The following is a 20423-nucleotide window of genomic DNA, read 5'->3' on the forward strand; positions in this document are numbered from 1 at the left end:
GAATTTCCCATGCGTCTGGAAGTCTTTTGTGAGGACCGTCTCGGTCTGACCCGCGAGTTACTCGATCTTCTTGTTTTACGTAGCATTGATTTACGTGGCATTGAGATCGATCCTGTCGGGCGAATTTACCTCAATTTTGCCGAAATTGAATTCAACACCTTCAGTAGCCTGATGGGGGAAATCCGCCGTATCGCTGGCGTTACGGATGTCCGTACCATCCCATGGATGCCGTCAGAGCGAGAGCACCTGGCGCTGAGCGCGCTGCTGGAAGCCATGCCTGAACCTTTCTTGTCCCTCGACTTGAAAAGTAAAGTTGAGCGCGTGAATCTGGCGAGCTGCCAGCTTTTTGCACAGAGTCAGGAGAAACTCAGCAATCATCACGCTACGCAGCTGATCCCCGGCTTTAATTTCCAGCGCTGGCTGGACAGTAACCCGCAAAACACCCATAGCGAACATGTCGTTATTAACGGGCAAAATTTCCTGATGGAGATCACGCCGGTCTACCTGAAAGGGGAAAACGACAGTCGTGTCCTGACGGGAGCCGTGATTATGCTGCGCTCCACCGTCCGGATGGGACGTCAACTGCAGAACATTTCCAGCCAGGATGTCGGCGCATTCAGCCAGATTATTGCCGTCAGCCCGAAAATGCGCCATGTGGTCGATCAGGCACGTAAGCTTGCCAATTTGACTGCACCCTTGCTGATAACGGGAGATACGGGAACCGGGAAAGATTTACTCGCGCATGCCGTACATATGGCCAGCCCGCGGGCGGCAAAACCTTACCTGGCACTGAACTGCGCGTCGATCCCTGAAGATGCCGTTGAAAGTGAACTGTTTGGCCACGCGCCGGAAGGGAAAAAAGGATTCTTCGAACAGGCCAACGGCGGTTCGGTCCTGCTGGACGAAATCGGCGAGATGTCTGCGCGCATGCAGGCTAAGCTGCTGCGCTTCCTGAACGACGGTACTTTCCGTCGCGTGGGTGAGGACCATGAAGTCCACGTCGACGTTCGCGTCATTTGCGCCACCCAGAAAAACCTGGTGGAGCTGGTGCAAAAAGGGGTGTTCAGGGAAGATCTCTATTATCGTCTGAACGTGCTGACGCTCAACATCCCGCCGCTGCGCGATTGTCCGCAAGACATCATCCCGCTGACGGAGCTGTTTGTGGCCCGTTTTGCGGATGAGCAGGGGGTGCCGCGTCCGAAGCTTTCTGCCGATCTGGGCACGGTGCTGACGCGCTACGGCTGGCCGGGGAATATTCGTCAGTTGAAAAACGCCGTGTACCGCGCGTTGACTCAACTGGAAGGATACGAGCTGCGGCCTCAGGATATCCTGTTGCCGGATTACGATGCCGGGACGGTGTCGGTAGGTGAAGAGGCGATGGAAGGCTCGCTCGACGATATCACCAGTCGTTTTGAGCGCTCTGTGCTGACGCAGCTGTATCGTAGCTATCCAAGCACACGTAAGCTGGCCAAGCGGCTTGGGGTGTCACATACCGCGATTGCGAATAAGCTGCGTGAGTATGGGCTGAACCATAAGAAAGGCGACGAATAAAAGCAAAAGCCTCCGGATGGAGGCTTTTGAATATCACTTATTCCTTCGCGATTGGGGTGGCAACGAGGTCTGGTTTTGTCTCACCCTGAATCGCCGCGATCCTGTTCTCCACCTCTTTCACCTGATCCTGGTTATGAAGCAGGGTATAGGTGAGATCGAACTGCGTACTTGCGCCAGGTTCCAGCTGCTTAACGCGTTTCTGCTCGCGTTCAATCGTGACCGGGTAGGCGTAGCTGGTACCGGGTTCAATACCCGTGACATAGCCTTGCTTCAACGTGTCGGTATTTTTCCACAACGTCAGAACCGGCAACTGGCGAGTATCAAACTGAATTGATGCCCCTTTATCACCCGCTTTGTTGACCACCGCAGCCAGCGTCTGGCGATCTTTGTCAGCCAGCGGCGTGATATTAAAGACCATCTCATCAAACCCTTTTGTCGGACCAGCATAGGTTTGCCAGCCGTTCAGACCCGCTTTGGCGTAATCGTTAAATGGACTCACGCTGGCGGCCGGAGCCAGGAAGCGAGCGCCTTCTTCAAGGATCGGCGTGCCAAAGTTGCTGTGGTAGATGATTTGATAGTCGTGCGGGTAGTCAGCATGGTTGGTCAGAACATCATGCAGGCTGAACTGGTTGCTTCCAGGAACATAACGCAGTTCGGTCATCGTTTGCAGATCGGCTTTTTTGAAGGTGCTCTCTTTAATCAGACCGCGAATGCGGATTTCATGCGGTGCAGCATCAGCGACCTCGACTTCAACCTGAGATACCGGCGTATTCCCCGCCTTACCGTGCAGCGTGTAAATCTGTCCGTCCGCTGTTACCGGGTGGCCTGTCCACTCATAGCCGCAGCGAACCATCATTTCGTTGAAACCTTCCAGCCAGCCGAGTCCATTTCGACTTTCCAGATTGATAAATGCCGGGTTAACGACCTCTTTAACCGGAGAGTCCCAGCCGAGTTTTGACCCAAAACCCTCAACGCGCAGTAAATTCATACCACGCGTTGGACTCAACGTTATTGTCAGGCCATTTTTACTGCTAATAACAATGATTTTACTGCCTTCCTGCTTACCGCCGTGGAGAACTTTTTGTTCAATGCTGAAGTTTGGCCCTTTAGCGTTCAGCTCATCACTCGAAATTCGCCAGTTTCCTTTTTCTACAGCGCTTTCAGCGCTTGTCAGCACCCATGTTTTTGCCGAGACATGACCCGAAATCAGTACTGCAACCACCGTCAACGCCAGTTTAATTTTCATATTTATCCCTTTTTGCTGAAACGATTATTTGAATACGTCAGCAAATCTAATGTTTAGAGGGGAGGGGAAATGTGATGCGGTTCACTGGTCAGGAAATAACGGTTTTTTAACCTGATAAATGAGAGTTGACTCTCCTGTTTGTTTTTCTACTAAGCAGTGTTTACATGAAAAATGTGAAGTAAAAGCATTTGTGCCTTAACGATTCAGCTTATGGGGCAATAAAAAACCCCGCCGACGCGAGGTTTCAGGACAATGCTAAGCTTTATAGAATGCTAAGCAATTATTATGCTTTCAGGGCGTCCAGCGCAGCGCTGTAATCCGGCTCGGTGGTGATTTCGTTGACCAGTTCGCTGAAAACAACGTTGTCGTTTTCGTCGATGACCAGAACCGCACGTGCCGCCAGGCCTTTCAGAGCACCTTCAGAAATGCCAACGCCGTATTTCTCCAGGAAATCAGGGCTGCGCAGGGTAGAAAGGGTGATGACGTTGCTCAGACCTTCAGCGCCGCAGAAGCGAGACTGGGCAAACGGCAGGTCAGCGGAAATGCACAGCACGACGGTGTTGTCCATTTCTGTTGCCAGTTGGTTGAATTTACGCACGGATGCGGCACAAACGCCGGTATCGATGCTTGGGAAAATGTTCAGGACTTTGCGCTTGCCAGCAAACTGGCTCAACGTGACGTCAGACAGATCTTTAGCCACCAGCGTAAAAGCCTGCGCCTTGTTACCCACCTGCGGAATGGCACCTGCAACAGAGACCGGGTTGCCCTGGAAATGAACGAGTTGTGACATAGATATCTTCCTGTTTACATATAGTTAACGTCGGGGCTAGTGTATGCCATCCGCGGATAACACGGCAAACCAATTTTTATGCCTTACCGGGCTACAAGGAGTCAGTGATGAGAAGCGTAAAGGTCTATGAAGAAGCCTGGCCATTGCATACCCCGTTTGTGATCTCCCGCGGCAGCCGCAGTGAAGCCTGCGTCGTGGTGGTCGAAATAGAGGAGGACGGCATTAAGGGGGTCGGTGAATGCACGCCTTATCCTCGCTACGGCGAGAGCCTTGCTTCGGTGATGGCCCAAATCATGACCCTGGTGCCCGATCTGCAAACGGGTCTTACCCGCGAATCGTTGCAACAGCGACTGCCTGCCGGTGCAGCGCGCAACGCGATTGACTGCGCGCTGTGGAGCCTGGAGGCCGCGCAGCAGCAGACAACCTTGCCTTCACTCTTGGGGATTACGTTGCCGGGCGCGGTGGTGACCGCACAGACGGTTGTTATCGGTGAGCCAGAACAGATGGCGGCCAGCGCAAAAGCGCTCTACGACTCCGGCGCGACGTTATTAAAGATTAAGCTCGACGATCGATTAATCAGTGAACGGATGGTTGCCATTCGTTCGGCAGTGCCGCAGGCAACGCTGATTGTGGATGCGAATGAATCCTGGCATAGCGAGGGACTGGCCGCACGCTGTCAGCTGCTGGCCGATCTTGACGTTGCCATGCTCGAACAGCCTTTACCGGCGCATGAGGATGCCGCTCTGGCGAATTTCATTCATCCACTTCCTGTCTGTGCGGATGAAAGTTGTCACACCCGCGACAGTCTGGACAGCCTTAAAGGCCGCTATGAAATGGTTAATATTAAGCTCGACAAAACGGGCGGGTTAACCGAAGCGCTTGCGCTGGCGAAAGCGGCGCAGGAGCAGGGATTTACCCTCATGCTGGGATGCATGCTCTGCACATCACGGGCGATTGGCGCTGCGCTACCGCTGGCAAATCAAGTGCGTTTTGCCGATCTCGATGGCCCGACATGGCTGGCGGTTGACGTCTCACCCGCGCTGAATTTTACCACGGGCGTGCTTCACCTCTGAGGTTCCCACCGCAGAAGTTCTGTCATCGCCTTGAGATACTTTTCGCTGGCTTCATCAGACGAGATGGGCGGGAATTCTGCGGTGATACAATGCAGCCCCAGGTCAGCGCACCAGCTGCCGAACGAGCCTGGTGTTTCGTAACCCACGCTGGTCACAAGCGGAAGGGCAAATGCCTCAGCCAGCCACTGACCCAGCGCCGTATCACGCGGATCTTCGATACAGGCCAGCGGATCGTGGAACGAGACAACCCAGGCCGGGTGGATCTTATGAATGAGCTGGCATAACGCCTGCGTCTCCGGCTCCGAGCCGGGGGTGTCTCCCGTCAGCAGGACCACATCGCGCTCTTCGGCGGAGCTGTTCCAGCGATATACCGTCTCTCCGGCGCGCCAGTTTGCAGCCGGAAAATTTCGGTTTAAGTCAATCCCCCTCGCATTGGCACGCAACCCAAGCTGACAGCCATCCGGATTGACGGTCAAAATCACGTGATGACGCCGCAGTTCGGGAGTCAGCGTTCTCAGCGCGCACGACAGCGTGACAATGGATGAATTCTCATCGCCGTGCGTACCGGCAATGATCAGACCGCTGTTACGATCGGCCTCCGGGGCAGGAAACCAGATCAAAGATGCACCAAAAAAAGAACGGCCATATTGCTCAGCGCCAGGCGGAAAAGCACCACGTTGCGCTCTTGGTCGGGTGATTGTCATACGAAATCCTGATAAAAATGTCTCTAGTGGCAGTGTTGTGCAAAACTTGCTGTTTATCAAATAGTTTCCGTGTTAGCGGAAAATTGCCAGATATCAACTTTCCGGATGAAGGTATTTGCTTTTCTCATTTGTGAAACAAATAATTACGCATCTGCTGGTTATCTGAATTCAATCAAGGGGATCTTATGAAGCATCCTGTTTCGCGTCTTTGTACTGCACTCTGGCTGTGCGGACTTTCTTCACTTTCGTACGCTGCTGATGTGCCGCAGGGCACTGTCCTGGCGCAAAAACAGGAACTGGTGAGACACATTAAAGACGAACCGGCTTCGCTCGATCCGGCTAAGGCCGTAGGTTTGCCTGAAATTCAGGTGATCCGTGACCTTTATGAAGGACTGGTGAATCAGAATGAAAAAGGGGAACTGACCCCTGGCGTGGCAACGCGCTGGCAGAGCAACGATAACCGCGTCTGGACCTTCACGCTGCGAGATAACGCCCGATGGTCTGACGGCACGCCCGTGACGGCGCAGGATTTTGTCTACAGCTGGCAGCGTCTGGTTGACCCAAAAACCACCTCACCGTTCGCGTGGTTTGCGGCGCTGGCGGGTATCAACAACGCGCAGGCGATTATTGATGGTAAAGCCGCGCCTGATACGCTTGGCGTTACGGCCGTCGATGCCAAAACGTTGCGTGTACAGTTGGATAAGCCGCTGCCCTGGTTCAGCAACCTGACGGCTAACTTTGCGTTTTATCCCGTTCAGAAAGCCAATGTTGAGAGTGGTAAAGAGTGGACGCGTCCGGGCAGCCTTGTGGGGAACGGTGCGTATGTGCTGAAAGATCGTGTGGTCAACGAAAAGCTGGTGGTGGAGCCGAATGAACACTACTGGGATAACGCCAAAACGGTGCTGAAAAAAGTCACTTTTGTGCCCATTAACCAGGAGTCTTCAGCCACAAAACGTTATCTCGCTGGCGATATTGATATCACCGAGTCGTTCCCAAAAAATATGTATCAGAAGCTGCTGAAGGATATTCCGGGGCAGGTGTATACGCCGCCGCAGCTCGGCACCTATTACTATGCGTTCAACACGCAGAAAGGCCCAACGGCTGATGCCCGCGTGCGCCTGGCGCTGAGCATGACAATCGACAGGCGTATTATGGCGGAAAAAGTACTGGGTACAGGTGAAAAACCAGCCTGGCACTTCACTCCTGAGGTCACGGCAGGTTTTACGCCGGAGACATCGCCTTTTGAGCAGATGTCGCAGCAGGAGTTAAACGCACAAGCAAGGACGCTGCTGCAGGCGGCAGGTTACGGTCCGCAGCGTCCGCTGAAGCTAACTCTGCTGTACAACACTTCAGAAAACCACCAGAAAATTGCCATCGCCGTAGCATCAATGTGGAAGAAGAACCTGGGTGTGGATGTCAAATTGCAAAACCAGGAGTGGAAAACCTACATTGACAGCCGCAACACCGGTAATTTTGATGTGATCCGCGCGTCGTGGGTAGGGGATTACAACGAGCCCTCCACGTTCCTTTCGCTGCTGACCTCAACCCACAGCGGCAATATTTCCCGTTTCAAGGACCCGGCTTACGACAAGATTATCAACCAGGCGACGCTTGAAACCACCGAGAAAGCGCGTAACGAAGATTACAACATGGCGGAAAAAATCCTGACCGAGAAAGCGCCGATAGCCCCGATTTATCAGTATACCAATGGACGTTTGATCAAGCCGTGGGTGAAAGGTTATCCGATTAATAACCCCGAAGACGTAGCCTATAGCCGGACGATGTATATCGAAAAGCACTGATCAGTGCCTGTTAGCCTAAGGCTACTACCGCTAAACCTGAGCTGGCGCGCTTACAGCGCCAGTCTCTTTATTCGAACCTCTCCCGCCGCAACGACATCCGACGAATGGTACCCAGCAATTAAGACTGGGGAATATTATTATGTTGACAGTCGCGCCACAATTGGAATAAACCTTTCGTTGACTCTTACGATCTATTACTATCAGGCATCTGAGGTGCGATTACTATTTGGAAAAGTCTTCGTCTGAATAATATATTCATGGCACGAATGATAAACATATTTTCATTACATTCTCGGAATTATTTCTTGTCCAATATTGGACTTTTTTATTGCTGATACTTTTAAGAAAATTATCGTGTTGTTATTTGCGGATTCAGAAATTTCTCAAGCATGAGGGTATCTACTGCTGTATTCATTCATTGATTTGTATCAATAATCTGCGTGTTCTTTGATATAAAAAGGATGTTTTCATCGCTAGTGGGTTTTAATTCCATGCTTCCGTAAATAAACAATTAATGCCATGTATGGTTTTTGTTTTCATGGCGTCATGCATCAATCATTAACGGATGAAAATCCTTAATAAAAGTCTTATGTCAGATCTATGGTCTGTTTAGTTGATCTTGAATGGTGTTTTGTTCTAATATGGATTTGTAAAGAAACGTTGTTATTTTCAACAAACATTCCTTAAGGAAAGGGACCGCTATGGCCGATACGTTCCAGAACGAGGTGCCGAAGGCACGCATAAATTTAAAGTTGGCACTGCACACGGGTGGCGCACAGAAGAAAGTCGAACTGCCACTTAAACTCCTCACCGTCGGTGATTTCAGTAATGGCAAAGAAAGTCGTTCATTATCTGAAAGAGAAAAAATTAACGTCAATAAAAATAACTTTAATAGCGTACTTTCGGAATTTAACCCGGAAGTAAACCTTAGTGTGCAGAATACGCTGGCAGGGGATGGTTCGGAAGAGAACGTGAAGCTGAGTTTCTCCGATATTAAAGATTTCGAACCGGAACAGGTGGCCCGTCAGATCCCTCAACTCCGTGCCATGCTGGCGATGCGTAATTTATTACGCGATCTGAAATCTAATCTCCTTGATAACGCTACTTTCAGAAAAGAACTCGAGAAAATTCTTAAAGACCCGGCGCTGTCTCAGGAATTACGCGACGAAATGAGTGCACTGGCCCCGAAATAAGCGGCGTGCGTTATTTAATGGATTAACCGGGAATATGCTGATGTCTGTAAATTCTGAAACCGCCTCCACGCAGGGGCAGACCACCGTATTGGAAAAAGAGAGCGTTTACGCCTCCCTGTTTGAAAAAATCAATCTGACCCCGGCCTCAAGCCTGGGTGATATTAACGCGTTTTTGGATGATGCGGCGCTTTCTGACGCGCCAGCAGGCGAGCGCCTGACGGCGGCGATGCAGGTATTTATGGATTGCATCCGCAAGTCCGGTCAGCAGGTTGAGAAACTCGACAAAACGCTGATTGACCATCATATCGCGGAACTGGATTTCCAGATCAGTCGCCAGTTAGACGCAGTAATGCACCATCAAGAGTTCCAGAAGGTGGAATCACTGTGGCGCGGCCTGAAGCAGCTGGTGGACAGCACTGACTACCGCCAGAACGTGAAGACTGAAATTCTGGACGTCTCGAAAGACGACCTGCGTCAGGACTTCGAAGACGCGCCGGAACTGATCCAGAGCGGACTCTACTGGCACACCTATACCGCCGAATATGACACCCCTGGCGGAGAGCCGATTGGCTCTGTGATCTCCTCCTATGAATTCGATGCCAGTCCGCAGGACGTGGCGCTGCTGCGCAACATCTCTAAAGTGTCTGCTGCTGCACACATGCCGTTTATCGGTGCCGTCGGCCCGAAATTCTTCCTGAAAGACTCTATGGAAGAAGTTGCAGCGATTAAAGATATCGGCAACTACTTCGATCGCGCTGAGTACATTAAGTGGAAATCCTTCCGTGACACCGACGACTCACGCTATATCGGCCTGGTGATGCCGCGCGTGTTAGGGCGTCTGCCATACGGTCCGGACACCGTGCCGGTGCGCAGCTTCAACTATGTCGAGCAGGTAAAAGGCCCTGATCACGAGAAGTATTTGTGGACCAGCGCGTCATTCTCCTTCGCCTCGAACATGGTGAAGAGCTTCATCAATAATGGCTGGTGCGTGCAGATCCGTGGCCCGCAGGCCGGTGGTGCGGTGAAAGACCTGCCGATCCACCTGTATGACCTTGGCACCGGTAACCAGGTGAAAATCCCGTCTGAAGTGATGATCCCAGAAACCCGCGAGTTTGAATTCGCCAACCTGGGCTTTATCCCGCTGTCGTACTACAAAAACCGCGACTACGCCTGCTTCTTCTCGGCTAACTCTGCCCAGAAACCGGCGCTGTACGATACCGCAGATGCCACCGCCAACAGCCGTATCAACGCGCGCCTGCCGTACATTTTCCTGCTGTCGCGCATAGCGCATTACCTGAAGCTGATTCAGCGTGAAAACATCGGCACCACCAAGGATCGCCGTCTGCTGGAGCTTGAACTCAACACTTGGGTGCGTGGTCTGGTGACTGAAATGACCGATCCGGGCGACGAGCTGCAGGCATCCCACCCGCTTCGCGACGCGAAAGTGGTGGTGGAAGACATCGAAGACAACCCGGGCTTCTTCCGCGTGAAGCTGTTTGCGGTGCCGCACTTCCAGGTGGAAGGCATGGACGTGAACCTGTCGCTGGTGAGCCAGATGCCGAAAGCGAAAGCGTAAGGCGGGAGCAGGGATGAAAATTTATCGTCCGTTATGGAGTGACGGGGCTTTCCTGGCCCCGCAACAGTTTCAGCAGCAGGCCCGCTGGAATGAACACGTTGCCGACATGGTCGCCGGGATGGGTATTTCTCATCCCTGGGGCGTGGTTGCGGCAGAGTTTGATGATGCTGCACTGGTGCTCTCGCGCCTGAATGCCACCCGACTGGTCGTGCGTTTCCAGGATGGCACGATAGTTGATACGGATCTGGCGGATAATCTTCCGCCGGTCTGCGATTTATCCGCTGCAAACGGCTCTGAAGCCGTTGAAGTGGTTGCTGCGCTGCCGCTGTTGAGCGCCAGTGGTGGCAACCTCGATAACGGGCAGGACAGTGAACGCCCGCGTCGCTGGAAAGCCGAACGTGTGGTGGTGCAGGAACTGGCCGGGCATGAAAGCGGGGAACTCGCGATCCTGCGTCATGCCCTGACACTGCGTCTGTCCGGCCAGGAAAACACAGCATACCTGACCTGCCCGGTCGCCCGTCTGGTACGTAATGCACAGGGGCAGTGGTGCCGTGACCCGGCCTTTATCCCGCCGATGCTTTCTGTTGCTGCTAGCCCGTGGCTTGCCACCGAGCTGGGTGACCTGCTGGTTCGTCTGCAGGCCCGCCGCCGTCGCCTGATGGCCATGCGTCGTGAAAGCAATGAACGGATGGCCGATTTTGCGGTCGCGGATGTCTCCCTGTTCTGGCTGCTCAATGCCCTGAACAGCGCCGAGCCGGTGCTGACGGAACTGCTGCAGACACCGGGCAGGCACCCGGAACTGCTGTACCGCGAACTGACCCGGCTGGCCGGCAGCCTGCTGACTTTCTCACTTGAACACGACGCCGGGGACATTCCTGCTTACAAGCATGATGCACCAGAGCGGGTATTCCCGCCGTTGCTGGCACTGCTCGATAAACTGCTGGAAGCCAGCCTGCCGTCGAGGGTGGTGAGTATCCACCTGGAGCATCAGGATCAGATCTGGAAAGGTGCCCTGCACGATGCCCGCCTGCGCGAAGGGGCGGATTTCTACCTTTCCGTACGCTCTTCCATGCCGAACCATGAACTTCAGACGAAATTCCCGCAGCTGTGTAAAGCGGGCAGCTTTGATGATGTTTCGGATGTGGTGAATGTGGCCCTGAGCGGGATGGTTATCAGGCCGCTGACCCATGTGCCGACCGCTATCCCGTTACGCCTTGAGAACCAGTATTTCTCGCTGGATCTGAGTAGTGAGGCGGCACGGGCGATGCTGGAAGCGGGAAGCTGCACCTTCTATACCCCGCGCTCACTGGGGGATGTGAAACTTGAACTCTTTGCGGTGCTGCGTACATGAATACATTAGAAATGAGTCAAATTGAGCGCATTTTCTACCCGGGCTGGCTGATGGCCAGCCAGCTGCGGGGCGGACAGGAGGTCCGTGACGGCGAAGGGCTCTATCGCCGGGCCTGCCGTCTGGTGCAGGAGGCGAAGGCTGCGCTCACGGAGGCAGGTTACAGCGACATCAGCTGTGACCATATGGTGTATGCCCTGTGTGCACTGCTTGATGAGAGCGTGATGAACCGGGGTACCACCGATGATGGCTATCTGACCTGGCACCGTGACCCGCTACAGGCCCACTTCTTTGGTACCCTAAATGCCGGTGAGGAGCTGTGGGAAAGGATCCGAGATTTGCTGAAGGAAACTGCCCCTGACGCCGCCGTCCTGACCTGTATGTACCGAACACTGCAGCTGGGGTTCGTGGGTCAGTATCGCGCCCAGGATGACGAGCGTCGGGAAGATACAATTCGCGCGCTTGCAGAACGGGTTCCGGCCTTCACGCTGGCACAGGATGCCCCTATTGTTGCCCGGGCATCACGTCTGCGCAGCGGTCGACGCGAGTACTGGCTGGCCTGGATCATGGCCGTTGTCGCCCTGGCGGCGCTCTGGTTCTTCCTCTCGTCTTCGCTTACCGAGCTGGTAAGCCAGACGGTCAGACCGGAGTAAGCGATGCGGGATGCGTACCGAAGTCTGTTAACTGTCCTGGGTGCCGTACTGGCGCTGTGGCTCATTCTGGGATTCTGGCCACTGTCTACGGGCAGCCGTGTGGCACTCAGCCTGCTGGTCGCTCTGGTCTCCGGGGTGATGTTCTGGTGCCAGCGCCGGGCTTCTCAGGCACGGGCGACCGCTGTCCGCGAGATTGTAGATGAAAACCTGCCGCCGGAAGATTTTCAGGGGGCGGTGATCCTCGTCTGCGGCGACAACAGCCCGCTGTTTGTGTCCGGCTCCTGTCACCGGGAAACCCGGCAGGGCTGGTATCTGTGGGTAAAGGATGCGGAACAACTGCCACTCCTGGCACAGCACCTGAGCCTTGTGCGCCCGGCCCTGGTGTCGCAAATCTCCGTCATGCTGGCGGTGGTACCTGAGCAACACATCTCCGGTGATGATTTTACCCAGCATCTTCGGGGCTGGCAGCGTGCTGTCGTCCGGTGCCGTGCGGCATTTGGCACACTCCCCCCGCTGTGGACCGTGACCTGGATATCCCCTCCTGTGGTCTGTGCGCAGGCTGAGCCCGTCAGGTTTACCACGATAAACCCGCGAAGCGGTATTCAGGTGTATCAGTCCGGTCAGGGCAATGTGTCACTGACGGAGTGGATCCTGGAAACCGGAACTGACGGGCGTCTTTCGCGTCTGAGTCATGTCCTGTGGCTGGACAGTCTGCTTGCCTGGCAAAACAGCGCGGTGAATGACCTGCTGTCGGTACGGCGGGGAGAGTTACCAGTGATGACGCCCTGCGTGCAGGGTATGTGCATGGTGCCGGTGACTGGTATCGTGGGCAATCTCTGGCAACAGCACATCACTTCCGTGACGGCGCTGCCACCGGATGCCGTTGTGAGCACAGAGCCACTGCCGCTGCCTGAACTACTGCTGCCGGCGTTGCCGCGCCGACGTGGCGTGAGCCGCAGGATGGTGTTCTGGCGTTATGCCGGATTACTGGGCGGGATTTTCCTGGCGCTGGCCATGCTAGCGTCCTGGGTGAACAACCAGCGCCTCATTCGTAATGTTGGCGATCACCTTGCGTTATATCACCAGCTGACGGGGCAGCCTGTTGCCCCGAAACTGCGTGCGCAGCAGCGCCTGCGGGCCGATGGTGCACTGCTGGACGACTGGGCGCGTCGTGGGGAGCCACTGCGTTATCGCATGGGTCTGTATCAGGGACTGCGATTGATTCCGCCCGTTGAGGCCGCAGTCAGTGACTGGGCACCACCGCCACCGCCTCCTCCGGTCATTAAGAAAATCATTCAGGGGCCGAAAACCCTTCGTCTCGACAGCATGTCGTTGTTCGACACCGGCAAATGGGCCCTGAAACTCGGCTCGGTGAAGCTGCTGGTGAACTCGCTGGTAGGGATTAAGGCAAAGCCCGGCTGGCTGATTGTGGTGGCAGGCCATACCGACAGCACGGGCGATGACCAGTCCAACCAGGTGCTGTCGCTTAAGCGTGCGGAGTCCGTGCGCGACTGGATGCGCGATACCGGCGACGTGCCGGAGAGCTGTTTTGCGGTGCAGGGCTACGGTGAAAGCCGTCCTGTCGCCACCAACGACACCCCGGAGGGCCGTGCGCTCAACCGCCGTGTCGAAATCAGCCTGGTGCCGCAGGCAAATGCCTGCCGGCTGCCGGGCGACACACCCGCGTCATCGGATGATGGCGCGTCAAAAAATGAAATGGAGTAATTAACATGGCAATTCCTGTTTATCTGTGGCTGAAGGACGACGGCGGCGCGGACATTAAAGGTTCCGTGGACGTGAAGGACCGTGAAGGCAGCATCGAGGTGGTGGCGCAGGAGCATAACCTGTACATCCCGACCGACAACAACACCGGCAAACTGACCGGTACGCGTATCCACACGCCGTTCCTGTTCACCAAGGAAATCGACTCCTCCAGCCCGTACCTGTACAAGGCGGTGACCACCGGCCAGACCCTGAAGTCTGCGGAGTTCAAGTGGTACAAAATCAACGACGCGGGCCAGGAAGTGGAGTACTTCAACACCAAACTGGAAAACGTGAAGCTGGTGAAAGTGAATCCGAAGATGCACGACATCAAGGATCCGGCGTTCGAGAAGCACAACCACCTCGAGCAGATTGAGCTGCGCTACGAAAAAATCACCTGGACCTATAAGGACGGCAACATCATCCATTCCGACAGCTGGAACGAACGCGCCACTGCGTAAGTCGCAAGCGGGCAGAGCTTCTCTGTCCGCTTTTTTCTTTGCTGAGCGCCTGAGAAACAGGTGTTGAGCAAAGAAAAACACAATCTGCCTGCCTGACCTGATGCGCTTTGGTGAACAGCGAGGGGCGGTAGCGTGCCCGGAACTGATAAAGAGAGAGTCTCATGGAAAATCCCGCCGTCCTGTTACGTCGTTTGAACCCTTACTGCGCCCGTGCCATGGAGGGCGCGGCTTCCCTGTGCCAGACCCGCGCCCACGCCGAAATCCTGCCCGAGCACTGGCTGCTGAAACTTCTGGAGCAGGGTGAGGGCGACCTGACGGTGCTGGCACGGCGCTACGAATGGAATATGGACGCCATCTGGCAGGATTTGCTGGCATTTCTCGACACGCTGCCCCGTTCAGTGCGCAGCCGTCCACAGCTCTCCGACAGTATTCAGAGCCTGATGCAGGACGCCTGGCTGCGGGCGTCGCTGGCGGGCGAAGAGCAGATACGCAGCATTCACCTGCTGATGGCCCTGACGGAGAAACCATCGCGGGCGTGCTGTGATGGTCTCTGGCCGCTGCTGACGCTGGGGCAGAGCCAGTTGGAGCGTCTGCGCGGGCTTCTGGATGCGCAGTCTGACGAGCGTCCGGAAGTACAGCAGGAGGCGGAACGGGCACAGGGCGGGGAAGTGGCGTTTGTCGGCCGGCCGGTCGATGCCGGAGTGAAAGAGGGTGAACTGAATCCGGCCCTGCAGAACGCCCTGGACAAGTTCACCCTCGACGTCACTGCCCGCGCCCGCGAGGGTAAAATCGACCCGGTGTTTGGTCGTGATAATGAAATCCGCCAGATGGTGGATATTCTCTCGCGGCGCCGCAAGAACAACCCGATTCTGGTGGGGGAGCCGGGCGTGGGTAAAACCGCCCTGGTGGAAGGTCTGGCGCTGCGCATTGCGGAGGGCAACGTCCCGGATGCGCTGAAGCCGGTCTCGGTACGCACTCTTGACCTTGGCCTGCTGCAGGCGGGCGCGGGCGTGAAGGGCGAATTTGAACAGCGCCTGAAAAACATCATTGAGGCAGTGCAGCAGTCGCCGCTACCGGTGCTGCTGTTTATTGACGAAGCACACACCATTATCGGCGCAGGCAACCAGGCGGGCGGCGCCGATGCGGCCAACCTGCTGAAACCCGCGCTCGCGCGTGGCGAACTCAGAACCATCGCCGCGACGACCTGGAGCGAATACAAGCAGTACTTCGAGCGTGACGCCGCGCTGGAGCGGCGCTTCCAGATGGTGAAGGTGGATGAGCCGGACGACGACACCGCCTGCCTGATGCTGCGGGGTCTGAAATCGCGATACGCGCAGCACCATGGAGTGCACATTACCGATGAGGCGGTCAGGGCGGCGGTCACCCTGTCCAGACGTTACCTGACAGGCCGCCAGTTGCCGGACAAGGCGGTGGACCTGCTGGACACGGCTTCCGCCCGCGTGCGCATGAGTCTTGACACCGTGCCGGAGCCGCTGACCCGGATGAAGGCGCAGCTCACGGCCCTGGCGATGGAAAAACAGGCGCTGATGGAAGATATTGCGGTGGGCAACATCACCCACAGTGAACGTCTGGCGGCCATTGAGCAGGACGAAGTCCACATCATCGTGGAACTCGACGCACTGGAAACTCAGTACGGCCAGGAGCTGAAACTCACGGAAGCCCTGCTCGCCTGCCGCGCGGACATCTCCCGTCAGGCGGAGATTGCCGGCCTGCAGACAGAGCTTGCCGCCGTGCAGCAGAATAACCCGCTGCTGGGGCTGGACGTGGACGTGCACACCGTCGCCACGGTGATTGCCGACTGGACCGGTGTGCCGCTCTCGTCATTAATGAAGGACGAGCAGACGGAGCTGCTGAGCCTGGAAACCAGTCTCGGTAAACGCGTGGTGGGCCAGGATGCGGCGCTGAATGCCATCGCGCAGCGCCTGCGCGCCAGTAAAACCGGGCTTGCGCCGGAGAACGGTCCGCAGGGCGTGTTCCTGCTGACCGGTCCGAGCGGCACCGGCAAGACTGAAACGGCGCTGGCGCTTGCTGATGAGTTTTTCGGCGGCGAGAAATCCCTGATTACCATCAACCTCTCTGAATACCAGGAGCCGCATACGGTCTCCCAGCTCAAGGGTTCCCCGCCGGGTTACGTGGGTTACGGTCAGGGCGGTATTCTGACTGAAGCCGTGCGCAAGCGTCCGTACAGCGTGGTGCTGCTCGATGAAGTGGAAAAGGCGCACCGGGACGTGATGAACCTGTTCTATCAGGTGTTTGATCGCGGTTTTATGCGCGACGGCGAGGGGCGGGAAATTGACTTCCGCAACACGGTGATTCTGATGACCTCGAACCTCGGCAGCGACCTTATCATGCAGATGCTGGATGAACAGTCGGAGGCGACAGAGCCGGACCTGCACGAACTGCTGCGCCCGGTGCTGCGTGACCACTTCCAGCCTGCGCTGCTGGCCCGCTTCCAGACCGTGATTTACCGTCCGCTGAAGGACGCGGCCATGCATACCATCGTAGAGATGAAGCTGGCGCAGGTCAGTAAGCGCCTGAACCGTCACTACGGCCTGACCACGCACATTGATGAGAGCCTGTATGACGCGCTGACGGACGCCTGTCTGCTGCCGGACACCGGGGCGCGCAACGTCGACAGCCTGCTGAATCAACAGATTTTGCCGGTACTGAGTCAGCAACTGCTGACGCACATGGCGGCAAAGCAGAAACCACACTCCCTGACGCTCGGCTGGAATGACGATGAGGGGATTGTACTGGCGTTTAATGAGGCGCACGGAGGCTGAAGTGCAGATTTGCATGATGGATTACGGCAACCTGTCGGCGGATGGCAAAACGGCATACCTGAAATGTTACGGCATCGGGACGTTTGAAGTGCTGTCGGGCATTGAGCGCTATATCAATAACCCTAACTGCGCCGACCATGAGAAGGCGGCTATTCCACCCGGTACATACTGGGTGACCGACAGGCCTGCCGGCAGCCTGTATAACCGTGTCAGGGCAGAGGCGATTGATGCCTGGCATGGTTACCGAAATCATCATTCTGAATGGTTTGCCTTGTTCAGCGATAAAACCAAAAAAGACAGTCTGAATGTGAATGGTCTCAACCGCACTGGCTTTCGTCTTCACCCCCTGAACAGCGATGGCACCGGCGTCTCCTGGGGCTGTATCACCCTGAGACGTTACAGCGATTTTCAGCATCTGCGCCGCCTGTTGTTGAAGCGGGGGACCTTTCCGGTGCCTGGCGGGAACGGCCTGATGGCCTGGGCGCGTATCGATGTGCGCGGTACGCCCGATTTCAGCCAGTGCGAGAAAGAGATCAGGGAAAAGGAAGACGCTGACAAGCGTCGGGCACAATAGTCCATGAAGAAACGCACGGAGATCGCAGAATGAAAATCCTGCTCGTACTGGTCCTGGCGTTGCTAGGGTCGTTCTTCCTTCCCGATGGCAACCTTACCGATTTTGTGAACAACCACCTCCCGGTGCCGGGAGACGGCGAGGTGGGGATGGATAACCTTGCGATGACGGCCATCCTGATAAAAGCCCTGCTGAGTGGTGCCGGGGCATACCTCCTGCTGACGCTGATTCACTGGCTGCGCAACCGTCTGAATAAATAGTCCGTTTTTTCTTTTCTGACCGATGCTGGCCCGTGCCAGCCCTGACGGAATAACCGAATACACAATGGAGTCAACGCCATGAGCCTGACGGATACCCTAAACACGATGGTGACCACCGTCACCGGAAAAGCCCTGAACCGCTACCGTCTCGATATTCCTTCCTGTACAGCCGATATCGACGTGGAGGACTTCAGTGGCTCAGAAGCGATGAGCGAGCTTTACTGCTATACCATCAACTTCACAAGTGCCGACAAGAACATTGATGCCCGACAGATGCTGATCAAGCCCGCGACACTGAAAATGTGCGCGGGCCACCTGCTTTCCCTGACGGATCGCAAGGTGGTTCACGGGGTGGTGACCCGTTTCGAGCGTACCGGTGGCTCCGCTGATGAAGCGCACTACTGCATCGTGCTGGAGCCTTTCTTGGCATTGCTGGGGAATCAGTTCCGCACCCATCGCTTTTTTGTCAATAAGTCGGTGCCGGAAGTGGTTGCAGAGGTGCTGCAGGAACATGGTCTGAAAGGCTGGGAATATGAGTTTACCCTCAAAGCCGACTATCCAAAGCGTGAGCAGATTAACCAGTATCAGGAAAACGACCTCGCGTTCATTGAACGCCTGCTGGCGGAGGTGGGTATTTTTTACTTCTTCACCCTGCAGCCTGACACTCAGACCGAAGTGGTGCATTTCGCAGACAAGCAGAGTGCCTGGACGTTTGGTAAGAAACTGCCGCTGAACAGCCCGTCAGGGATGAATGACAACGCGGCCGACTCGGTGTGGGGCGTACACGTCTGGCATAACGTGGTGGAGCGTTCGGTCACCGCCTGTGACTACAACCACCGCGAAGCCCAGAACGTCCTGATGTCCGTACCGGCGGACATGACACGCGGCGACGGGGAGGGGAACACCTACGGCGATGTGTACCATTATCGCCCGCGTCACCTTGAACGTGGCGACAAAATTACACCGTCGGTAGAAACCGGTAACTTCTGGGCGCGTCTGGAGCATGAGCGCTTCCTGTCCACCCAGACCACCGTGACCGGCAGCAGTACCGACCATACCCTGGGTCCGGCTCAGGTGCTGACTATCACCGAGACGGCTATCCCGCCGACACTGCCACGTGAAACCGAAAACGGTCTCGTCATCATCAGCGCCGGTTACTCCGCCAGCCGTCAGAGTGCGCTGAAGGTGGAATGGGCGGCCATGCCGTACTACGAGAACCGTTGCTGGCGCCCTGCCGCAAAAAAACGCCCTGTCGTCAGCGGTACCCTGATGGCGCGCGTGACCAGCGCCAAAGATAACGATATCTACGCCTGGCAGGATGCATCGGGCATGTACCGGGTGAAGTTTGATGCCGACCGCGATGACAAACGTCAGGGCCTGGAAAGTATGCCGGTGCGTTTTGCCAAACCTTACGGTGGCGACAAGTACGGCTTCCACTTCCCTCTGATACAGGGTACTGAAGTCGCCATTGCGTTCCATGAAGGTGATCCGGATCGTCCGTATATTGCCCATGCCCTTCACGACTCCCGCCACGTTGACCACGTCACTGAAGCCAACAGTACGCGCAACGTCATTCGAACCGCTGGCCTGAACAAGCTGCGGATGGAAGATAAGCGGGGGGAAGAGCACGTTAAGCTCAGTACAGAGTACGGCGGTAAGACGCAGCTTAATCTGGGTCACAACGTGGATGCTGACAGGGTACTTCGGGGTGAAGGTGCGGAGTTACGTACTGATAAATGGGTGGCCGTTCGCGGCGGAGCTGGTGTATTTATCACAGCAGATAAACAGCCGTTTGCCGGGGACAAGATGCTTTCGATGCAGGAAGCTATTGCCCAGTTGGAAAATGCACTGAGTATTGCCAGAAGTTTGTCTGATGCTGCTGAAACGGCACAAGCACTTCCTGCTGATATACAGAGCCAGGTGAAGTTGACTGATGCTCTTAAAGACCTTACCCAGCCAGGAATGGTGCTAAATGCGCCTGAAGGAGTAAGCATCACCAGCCCGCAGGCGGTTCGTATGGCGTCGGGTAGTGCCAGCGTTGGGATCATGTCGCAACAGAATACAGACATTAGCGCACTTAAACGATTTACCGTAGCAGCAGGTGAAGCCGTGAGTATGCTGGCCCGTAAGGCCGGAATGAAACTCTTTGCGGCTAAGGGAAAAGTAGAAATTCAGGCTCAGGATGATGCGCTTGATGCGATAGCCAAAAAGGATGTGACCGTAACCAGTACAGAAGGGCGAATTGAGATCACGGCGGCGAAAGATGTCGTGCTGAAAAATCTGGATGGGTCGTTCATCCAGTTGCAGAGTAAGAATATTATTCTGGGCTGTGAAGGTAATATCCTGTGGAAATGCGCCAATGCGCAGAAAATGAGTGCAGCCAGCGCTACATCCTCCGTACCTGATTTTCCTGGTGGGTATAGTGAGTATTTCGTGGCGCACGATGATAAAACTGGGCAGATCACACCAAACACTCGCTATCGGATTACGACTGGTAAGGGTGTTGTATATTCAGGGGTAACAGATTCTGAGGGCAAAACCGCTGAAATATTCACAGCATTATCAGACAAGATAAAAGTTGAACTCGGATAATTAGCCCGAATATATCAGAACAAATTTAACAGGAGTTG

Annotated in this window: 16 protein-coding genes; 13 read left to right on the top strand and 3 right to left on the bottom strand. The window is 55.5% G+C overall.

Translation table 11 applies throughout. The features are described from left to right. The first annotated feature begins 9 nt into the window (after positions 1-9). Positions 10-1551: a transcriptional regulator TyrR gene (gene tyrR, locus AC2T6E_RS00920; protein WP_174339659.1), complete on the top strand. Its 1542-nt coding sequence runs from the start codon at positions 10-12 to the stop codon at positions 1549-1551. 37 nt (positions 1552-1588) lie between these two features. On the opposite strand, the gene AC2T6E_RS00925 is transcribed toward tyrR, so the two are convergent. Together AC2T6E_RS00925 and tpx are read right to left on the bottom strand one after the other, a co-directional pair. Further along, on the bottom strand, positions 1589-2797 hold the full coding sequence (locus AC2T6E_RS00925) for an aldose 1-epimerase family protein (RefSeq protein WP_214605214.1): 1209 nt from the start codon (positions 2795-2797) through the stop codon (positions 1589-1591). Between the two features lie 283 nt (positions 2798-3080). Next, the gene (gene tpx, locus AC2T6E_RS00930; RefSeq protein ID WP_108417762.1) at positions 3081-3587 is read right to left on the bottom strand and encodes a thiol peroxidase; all 507 of its coding nucleotides are present in this window, start codon (positions 3585-3587) and stop codon (positions 3081-3083) included. Positions 3588-3694: 107 nt separating this feature from the next. On the opposite strand from tpx, the gene ycjG reads away from it, so the two are divergent. Next, entirely contained in the window at positions 3695-4660 is a 966-nt protein-coding gene (gene ycjG / locus AC2T6E_RS00935) for an L-Ala-D/L-Glu epimerase (RefSeq protein WP_431643249.1), read from the top strand. Here ycjG and mpaA read toward each other — a convergent pair. Continuing rightward, positions 4651-5364: a murein tripeptide amidase MpaA gene (gene mpaA / locus AC2T6E_RS00940; protein ID WP_431643251.1), complete on the bottom strand. Its 714-nt coding sequence runs from the start codon at positions 5362-5364 to the stop codon at positions 4651-4653. The two genes, ycjG and mpaA, sit on opposite strands and share 10 nt — an antisense overlap. Positions 5365-5549: 185 nt before the next feature. Between mpaA and AC2T6E_RS00945 the strand changes: the two genes are divergently transcribed. From AC2T6E_RS00945 to AC2T6E_RS00995, 11 genes are all read left to right on the top strand, one after another. Continuing rightward, positions 5550-7166, top strand: coding sequence for a peptide ABC transporter substrate-binding protein (locus tag AC2T6E_RS00945; protein ID WP_431643253.1), 1617 nt, complete (start codon positions 5550-5552; stop codon positions 7164-7166). Positions 7167-7867: 701 nt separating this feature from the next. Beyond that, the gene (tssB, locus tag AC2T6E_RS00950; protein WP_174339655.1) at positions 7868-8359 is read left to right on the top strand and encodes a type VI secretion system contractile sheath small subunit; all 492 of its coding nucleotides are present in this window, start codon (positions 7868-7870) and stop codon (positions 8357-8359) included. A gap of 34 nt (positions 8360-8393) precedes the next feature. Further along, on the top strand, positions 8394-9935 hold the full coding sequence (tssC, locus tag AC2T6E_RS00955) for a type VI secretion system contractile sheath large subunit (protein ID WP_376765392.1): 1542 nt from the start codon (positions 8394-8396) through the stop codon (positions 9933-9935). 13 nt (positions 9936-9948) lie between these two features. After that, the gene (tssK, locus tag AC2T6E_RS00960) at positions 9949-11286 is read left to right on the top strand and encodes a type VI secretion system baseplate subunit TssK (protein WP_174339653.1); all 1338 of its coding nucleotides are present in this window, start codon (positions 9949-9951) and stop codon (positions 11284-11286) included. After that, positions 11283-11936: a type VI secretion system protein TssL, short form gene (gene tssL, locus AC2T6E_RS00965; protein ID WP_174339652.1), complete on the top strand. Its 654-nt coding sequence runs from the start codon at positions 11283-11285 to the stop codon at positions 11934-11936. Before tssK ends, tssL begins: the two co-directional genes overlap by 4 nt. 3 nt (positions 11937-11939) lie before the next feature. Continuing rightward, positions 11940-13661 (top strand): OmpA family protein, encoded by a 1722-nt coding sequence (locus AC2T6E_RS00970; RefSeq protein WP_431643257.1) that lies wholly within the window; start codon positions 11940-11942, stop codon positions 13659-13661. A 5-nt stretch (positions 13662-13666) separates the two neighbouring features. Continuing rightward, the gene (gene hcp / locus AC2T6E_RS00975) at positions 13667-14158 is read left to right on the top strand and encodes a type VI secretion system effector Hcp (RefSeq protein WP_042716788.1); all 492 of its coding nucleotides are present in this window, start codon (positions 13667-13669) and stop codon (positions 14156-14158) included. A gap of 161 nt (positions 14159-14319) precedes the next feature. Further along, complete coding sequence (gene tssH / locus AC2T6E_RS00980; protein WP_431643259.1) at positions 14320-16962, top strand: type VI secretion system ATPase TssH; 2643 nt, start codon at positions 14320-14322, stop codon at positions 16960-16962. A 1-nt stretch (position 16963) separates the two neighbouring features. Beyond that, entirely contained in the window at positions 16964-17536 is a 573-nt protein-coding gene (locus AC2T6E_RS00985; protein WP_427353090.1) for a DUF2778 domain-containing protein, read from the top strand. Positions 17537-17565: 29 nt separating this feature from the next. Continuing rightward, positions 17566-17793 (top strand): hypothetical protein, encoded by a 228-nt coding sequence (locus AC2T6E_RS00990; protein WP_427353089.1) that lies wholly within the window; start codon positions 17566-17568, stop codon positions 17791-17793. Between the two features lie 78 nt (positions 17794-17871). Continuing rightward, positions 17872-20385 carry a type VI secretion system Vgr family protein gene (locus AC2T6E_RS00995; protein ID WP_431643260.1) on the top strand — a complete coding sequence of 838 codons (2514 nt, stop codon included), beginning with the start codon at positions 17872-17874 and terminating at the stop codon, positions 20383-20385. Positions 20386-20423 lie beyond the last annotated feature (38 nt).

Source organism: Enterobacter sp. B79-1, from assembly GCF_057444735.1.